Below are 5,823 nucleotides of genomic sequence, written 5' to 3'. Positions count from 1 at the left end.
CCCCCCAGCAGACGCTGCCAGCGGCCCCCCAACCCTGGCCGCGCCACGGGGGCAAAGCGCAAGATGCTGGTGGGTGCATTCACCTGCTCACCGTAGTCAACCCGCTCGACCAATTCAAAAGCATCCGTTCGCGGGGGCTTGGGCGTGTGCTGCAGCGCCAGCTCCTGGCCGATCAGCTGACTGACGGCCTGGCCCCAGCGGACAAACGCCTGGGTCGACTGCCTGTCCACCGTTTCCAGCGCCAGCATGCGGCGCCAGCCCTGGGCCAGCAAAGCGGCTTGCACGTCTTTTGCAAACTGACAAAACCGCGGGAACTGCTGATCCCCAAAACCCAGCACGGCAAAGCCCAAACCAGGAGGCGCCTTCACCTTGCCCAACCGCGCGAGAAACTGGCTGGCTGAGCTGGGTGCATCGCCGTCGCCATAAGTCGCCGTCAGGATGAACAGGCGTTCGGCACGGCGGTACTGTGCCGCCAGTTGGTTCATGGGCGCCGTGTGCACCTGCAAACCCGCCTGCGTCAAGGCGTTGTGCAGCGCATTGGCAAAGCCCCAGGTGCTGTTGTTTTCGCTGCCAACCAAAATAATGGTGTCGGCCGATTGCGCCGCGCTGTTGCCAACAATGCGCGGCATGGACTGGCGCCGCGCCCACCAGGTCAGCGCACCTGTGGCACCCAAGACCGGCACCCCCAGCGCACAAAACCCCAGCAACAAACCAAGCCACCACAAGCCCTCGCCGGTGTGCAATTGGTAGACCTGCTCGTAGATGCGGCGTGCCACACCATGGGCCTGATAGGACAACAGCGCGCCAGTTGCTTGGTCGACATACGCATCGCCCTGGTTCGTCCGCAGCGAATAAACGTCCGAAGGGTCGCTCGGGTGGGGGTACACCAGCTCGCGCAAGTCATTCAGATCGGTTGCCAGCAAGGCCGCCAGCGCCGTGACCGGCTGTGCGGGGCCGCCCGCCTGCCTGGACGGAAACTGCGGCTCGCTTTGCATGCCATCTGGCACCAGTGCAAACGTTGCCGCCGACATATAAATGCCCGTCAACGCAGACAACAGCAGCGCCGGCAGCACCCAACGCCCCACCTGCGCGTGCCAGCGCTGGTTTACGCCGCCGCGCAGCGGCTGCGCAATTTGCCGCCAGCCCCCAACGCGCCAGACCAGCAACACCACGCCAGAAACACACAAGAAAAGCATCGCCAGGGCCACCACACCCACCACCGCCCGGCCAGGCGTGTCAAAAAGCAAAGAGCGGTGCAGGTCTTTCACCCAGCGCGAAAAACCCGAAGGTGCATGGGGGGCAATGCCTTGGCCGCTGACCGGGTCGACACGGTCTGCGCCCGGCTGGTCGTTGCGGGTGTAATAAACAATGATCGAGCCCGAGGGCGTGCGCTCAATTTGCTCGACATCGGGGTAATGCAGCGCCACCCGGCCCGCCAGCGCTGCCACGCTGATCTGACCGTCTGCGGACACCGTGGCCTGGAGCCGCTCCAGCGCCGGGTCCAACGACAAAGCCACCCCACTGAGCGACAGCACCGTCAGAAACAAGGCGGCGATCAGACCCGCGAGTGAGTGAAGCTTGCGCACCATCGTACGAACCCTTGCTTAACGCGCCGTCACATGCCGTAGGTGAATGACTGGACATAGCCGCGCCCTGCGGCGGGTTTACCGGCGCCCTGGGTGGTCAGGGGCACGCGCACGTCGGCCGCGTTGTCGCGCCCATCTTCCACCGCGCTGTCGATGCGAATTTCATGGCCGGAGTCAATCAGCACATCGGCCAGTTCCACGGTGACTTTGAGCGTTTTTCCACTGCCCACGCTGGCACCACTGACGCCATCAAACTCTGCCGCCTTCAAGCCACTGCCACGGGCCCAGTCACGCAGATGTTTGTAGTACTTGGATTTTTTTCCGGACACCCAGAGCGTTTTTTTGTACAGACCGCTCGTATCGGTCACGTAAATCGCCAGATATGCCCCGTCGCCACCGTAGTTTTTGAGCTGGGTGGTCAAGGTCACCGGACGCGCCTGCGCCAGGTTGGGCAGCGTCATCACGCCGGCAAGGCAAAGCAAAGCAGCAAGTTTTTTCATAATGATTCTTTCGGTAAATTGTCAGGACTGCGCACGCCGCGCGCCCACCGTGGTCTGAAAGTGAAGAAGAAAGCCAGCGCGCGTTTCAAATGCCAACGGGCGCCATCCGGCACACGGGCCCTCGCTCGGCAGGGGCGTCATTTGGCTTTCTGTGCTGGATCAAGATAGTCCGCCGCTTCAGCGTCGTCACTGAACTCGATTTCGAGTTTTTTGATGCGCAGTGACTGGGGCGAATACTTGCCTTTGAATCGGTTTCCCCGGGCATCGATACCGCGAACCTCATAGCAACCATCGTCCACCTTGATGCGTTGCACCGTGCCGCCCCGCTGCTCGATCTGCTGGCGCAGCCGCTCACGCGGCTGCCAGTCGGCCACCGGGTCTGCACAATCGTTTGCAGCCCATGCTGCACCGCCCATGAGCATGCCGGCCAGCGCGGTGTTGACGAGAACCAAAGCTTTCATGATTTCTCTCCTCTGTGAACAGACAAGAGAACTCTAACGACGCAGCCTTAACACTTGATGAACTGGACCGCCGCCAGTGAATTGCCTGTTTTCGTTAGCGACGCCTTGCAGCTACCCCCGCGCCAAAGCTGCCTGCGCCCATTTCTGCGCAGACAAGAAGTTGTCCGCGAATTGCAACAGCAGCGTGTGAGTTGACCCAGCCCCACTGGAGAACTGTGGCAGCATGGCGGCCGGGTTTTCAGGCTCTTCTTCTCCAAGGTGCGATTTTTTGCAAAAAAATGCTTTGCGGTCTCTGGCGCTGCTGCTTTTGCTGCTGACGTTGGTGGTCGTCGCCGAAATCGGCCTCACCCATCGAAACGCTTATGAAGCGACCCAAGCCCATGAGCGCGACCGGGTGCAGCACGACCTAGCAGACATGCGGCTCACGGTCAGTGGTTATCTGGAAAAATTGACGCGCGATGCACAGTTGATGTCCCGCTCGACCGTGCTGGGCCTGTATTTGAGCGACCCCACACCTGAAAACACAACCCATGCCGAGAAAGCGCTGCAAACCCTGTCCATGCTGCGCGGGGACTATGACCAGACACGCTACATCGACCAGAACGGGCAGGAAAAGATTCGGGTCGACAGAGAAAACGGCCAATCCGTCTTGCACAGGCAGGGTTTGCAAAACAAGTCGGACCGCGGCTATGTGCAGACGGGGCTTCAGCTTGGCGCAGGCCAGGTTTTGGTGTCAGAACTGGACCTGAACGTCGAGCAGGGAGTAATTGAAGAACCCCACCGGCCAACCCTGCGTGCCGTGGCCCCGGTTTTCCTCGATGGCAGCCGCAGGGGGCTGATGGTGCTGAACATCGCTGCTGATGAACTGCTCGCCAGCCTGCGCGTCAACCTGCCCGCTGGCAGCGATCTGGTGATGCTCAATGCCACCGGCGGCTGGATCACCGGAGGGGGTGCACTGGACTGGCAGTTCATGCTGGATCCGTCGGCACGACTGAGCGCGCAGGACCCGGCCTTGTGGGCATCCATTGAAGGCCAGCACAGCGGAAGCTTCGAGCGCCTGGGCGAGTGCTATCACTACGAGTGGTTCCAGACGACCGGTGATGGTGTGCAGGCGCCCAAGTGGCTTTTGGCACAACGGCGTGCCAACGAGCCCTGCGCTGCTGCCGCCGCCGAAGCCACCCAGATAGCCGCCAAAAGAATTGCCATCACACTGCTCATCGCCCTTCCCCTGGCAGTGCTGTGGCACCAATCACGCGTCAAAAGTCGGCGTTTTCAGCAAGCCCTGCAAGACCAGCAGGCCGAGTTGAGCATGATCGCCCAGGAGGCAGGCCATGCAATGATCATGGTGGACCGCCAGTGCCATGTGCTTTGGATGAACCGGGAGGCCGAGCGGTTGCTGGGCTGGAGCGAAGCCGAGCTGGTGGGTAAAAATCTGCATGAAACCATCCACCTCACACCTGAGGGACAACCGGTTCACGCGGGGCTGTGCCCCACGCTGAACGCCCTTGAAACCGGCGAACGCCATGGCACAGACCGCGATTCGATGGTGGGTCGAAATGGCCAGCGATTGGTGTTCAGCACCCGCGTCACCCCGTTCGGCCCCGCAGAAAACCGCAAGGCCGTTGTCGCCTTTGCGGATGTCAGCACCCATGTGGCACTGCAACAAGAATTGGCCGTCCAGGCGCAAACAGACGTGCTGACCGGCACGCTCAACCGCCGATCCATCGTGCAAAACCTGCAGGCTGCCCTGGACGACCCGACTCAGACCCCCTGCGTACTGGCGCTGGACATTGATTTCTTCAAGAAAGTCAACGACACGCACGGACACCAGACCGGCGACCAGGTACTGATCCACTTCTGTCGAACCATAGAAACCATGCTGCGCAAGGGAGACCTTCTGGGCCGCATGGGTGGCGAGGAGTTTCTGGTGGTGGCAAACACCCTGTCGCTGGCAGATGCCATGGGCCTGGCGGAGCGCATTCGTGCAGCCATCGCCGGTACACCATGCCTGTGCAGCCCGGACACCCCGATTGCCATCACCACCAGCGTCGGCGTGGCCCAGCCCCACGTCGGAGAAACGATGGAACAACTGCTGGAGCGCGCCGACGAAGCCCTCTACCGCGCCAAGCACGCAGGGCGCAATCGGGTGATGAAGGCAGGCGCGGCAATCGCCTGAAAGCCACGCGCCCAACCCACACGCCCGGGCCAGCCAAGCCCGGCGCGGCGGCTCTGCAAGCGCACCACAGGCATCAGCGACGCCATATCAAGTCCACCAGCGCACCAACCCCGCTGCCACCGCACCCAGCACCACCACCAGCAAAAACGGCAGCCGCAGCCACAAGGCCAGCGCCGCTGCTGCCAGGGACGCCAGGCGCGCGTCGATCACCAGGGCGGTGCCTGCGGCAAAGGTGTTCATCACCGTGAGCGAGGCGAGCAGCGCCACGGTGATGGCGCCGGCCACACGGGTCATCCGCGGGTTTTGCAGCCAGCGGGCCGACACGGCGTAGCCCGCCAGCTTGGTGAGGTAGGTGGCTGCGCAGGCCAGCAGGATGAAGCCCCAGAGCGTCATGCCGCGCCCCCGGTGCGAGACGCGTCCCCGTGGGCATCCGGTGTACGCCCGCGCCAACCCCAGGCGGCGCCCACCACGGCGGCCAACAAAATGGGCAGGCCGGGCGGCACCAGCGGCACGGCCAGGGCGGTGGCCACGCCGCACAGCACCGCCAGCGCCACGGGTTCGCGCTGTTGCAGGCGCGGCCACAGCAGGGCCAGAAAGGCCGCCACGGCGGCGCCGTCCAGGCCCCAGCGGCGCGGGTCGCCCAGGGCGTCGCCCAGCAAGGCGCCGAGCAGGGTGAACAGGTTCCAGAGCACGAACACGCCGACGCCCGCCGTCCAGAAGCCGCGCCGCTGTTCATCGGGCGTGGTCTGGCCTGCGGCGGTGGCGGCGGATTCGTCGATGGTGAGCTGCGCTGCCACGGCCTTGCGCCAGCCGGTGGGGCCGACCATGCCGTTCATCTGCATGCCGTAGACCGCGTTGCGCACGCCCAGCAGCGCGGCGGCGCCGAGGGCCGCAGAGCCCGCGCCGCCGCCGGCAATAACGCCGATGAAGGCGAACTGGGAGCCGCCGGTGAACATGAGCAGACTCAGCGCCATGGCCTGCCATACGGTGAGGCCCGCCGCCACGGCCAGGGCGCCGAACGAGATGCCGTAGAGGCCGGTGGCGACGGCAATCGACAGGCCCATGCGGATGGCGGGGGTCCAGGTGGCGGGGCGCAGGGT

General features: G+C 63.8%; 6 protein-coding genes. 1 reads left to right on the top strand and 5 read right to left on the bottom strand.

Annotated features, from left to right (window positions below):
- The 3 genes from DTW89_RS18475 to DTW89_RS18465 all read right to left on the bottom strand — a co-directional run.
- Positions 1-1,589, bottom strand: a 1,589-nt coding sequence (locus tag DTW89_RS18475; RefSeq protein WP_114656999.1) for a PepSY domain-containing protein, incomplete at its 3' end; no start/stop codon positions are given.
- Positions 1,590-1,615: 26 nt separating this feature from the next.
- Positions 1,616-2,086: a DUF2271 domain-containing protein gene (locus tag DTW89_RS18470; RefSeq protein ID WP_114656998.1), complete on the bottom strand. Its 471-nt coding sequence runs from the start codon at positions 2,084-2,086 to the stop codon at positions 1,616-1,618.
- Between the two features lie 137 nt (positions 2,087-2,223).
- Complete coding sequence (locus tag DTW89_RS18465) at positions 2,224-2,547, bottom strand: PepSY domain-containing protein (protein WP_024814345.1); 324 nt, start codon at positions 2,545-2,547, stop codon at positions 2,224-2,226.
- A gap of 268 nt (positions 2,548-2,815) precedes the next feature.
- Here DTW89_RS18465 and DTW89_RS18460 point away from each other — a divergent pair, with 268 nt between their 5' ends.
- A complete protein-coding gene (locus DTW89_RS18460; protein WP_161555651.1) occupies positions 2,816-4,723 on the top strand; it encodes a sensor domain-containing diguanylate cyclase in 1,908 nt (635 codons plus the stop codon).
- A gap of 87 nt (positions 4,724-4,810) precedes the next feature.
- On the opposite strand, the gene DTW89_RS18455 is transcribed toward DTW89_RS18460, so the two are convergent.
- A complete protein-coding gene (locus DTW89_RS18455) occupies positions 4,811-5,116 on the bottom strand; it encodes an AzlD domain-containing protein (protein WP_024814343.1) in 306 nt (101 codons plus the stop codon).
- Positions 5,113-5,787: an AzlC family ABC transporter permease gene (locus DTW89_RS18450; protein WP_114657000.1), complete on the bottom strand. Its 675-nt coding sequence runs from the start codon at positions 5,785-5,787 to the stop codon at positions 5,113-5,115. Before DTW89_RS18450 ends, DTW89_RS18455 begins: the two co-directional genes overlap by 4 nt.
- Between the last annotated feature and the right edge of the window lie 36 nt (positions 5,788-5,823).

Source organism: Acidovorax sp. BoFeN1 (assembly GCF_003345135.1).
In the GTDB taxonomy this organism is placed as follows: Bacteria; Pseudomonadota; Gammaproteobacteria; order Burkholderiales; family Burkholderiaceae_C; genus Acidovorax; species Acidovorax defluvii.
Note: the sequence above shows the minus strand (reverse complement) of the source record. Positions and strands in the feature narration are given on the sequence as shown.

Coding starts and splice junctions, on each gene's coding strand:
- DTW89_RS18470 (WP_114656998.1), bottom strand. CDS start 2,086: ATGAAAAAACTTGCTGCTTTGCTTTGCCTTGCCGGCGTGATGACGCTG.
- DTW89_RS18465 (WP_024814345.1), bottom strand. CDS start 2,547: ATGAAAGCTTTGGTTCTCGTCAACACCGCGCTGGCCGGCATGCTCATG.
- DTW89_RS18455 (WP_024814343.1), bottom strand. CDS start 5,116: ATGACGCTCTGGGGCTTCATCCTGCTGGCCTGCGCAGCCACCTACCTC.
- DTW89_RS18450 (WP_114657000.1), bottom strand. CDS start 5,787: ATGGGCCTGTCGATTGCCGTCGCCACCGGCCTCTACGGCATCTCGTTC.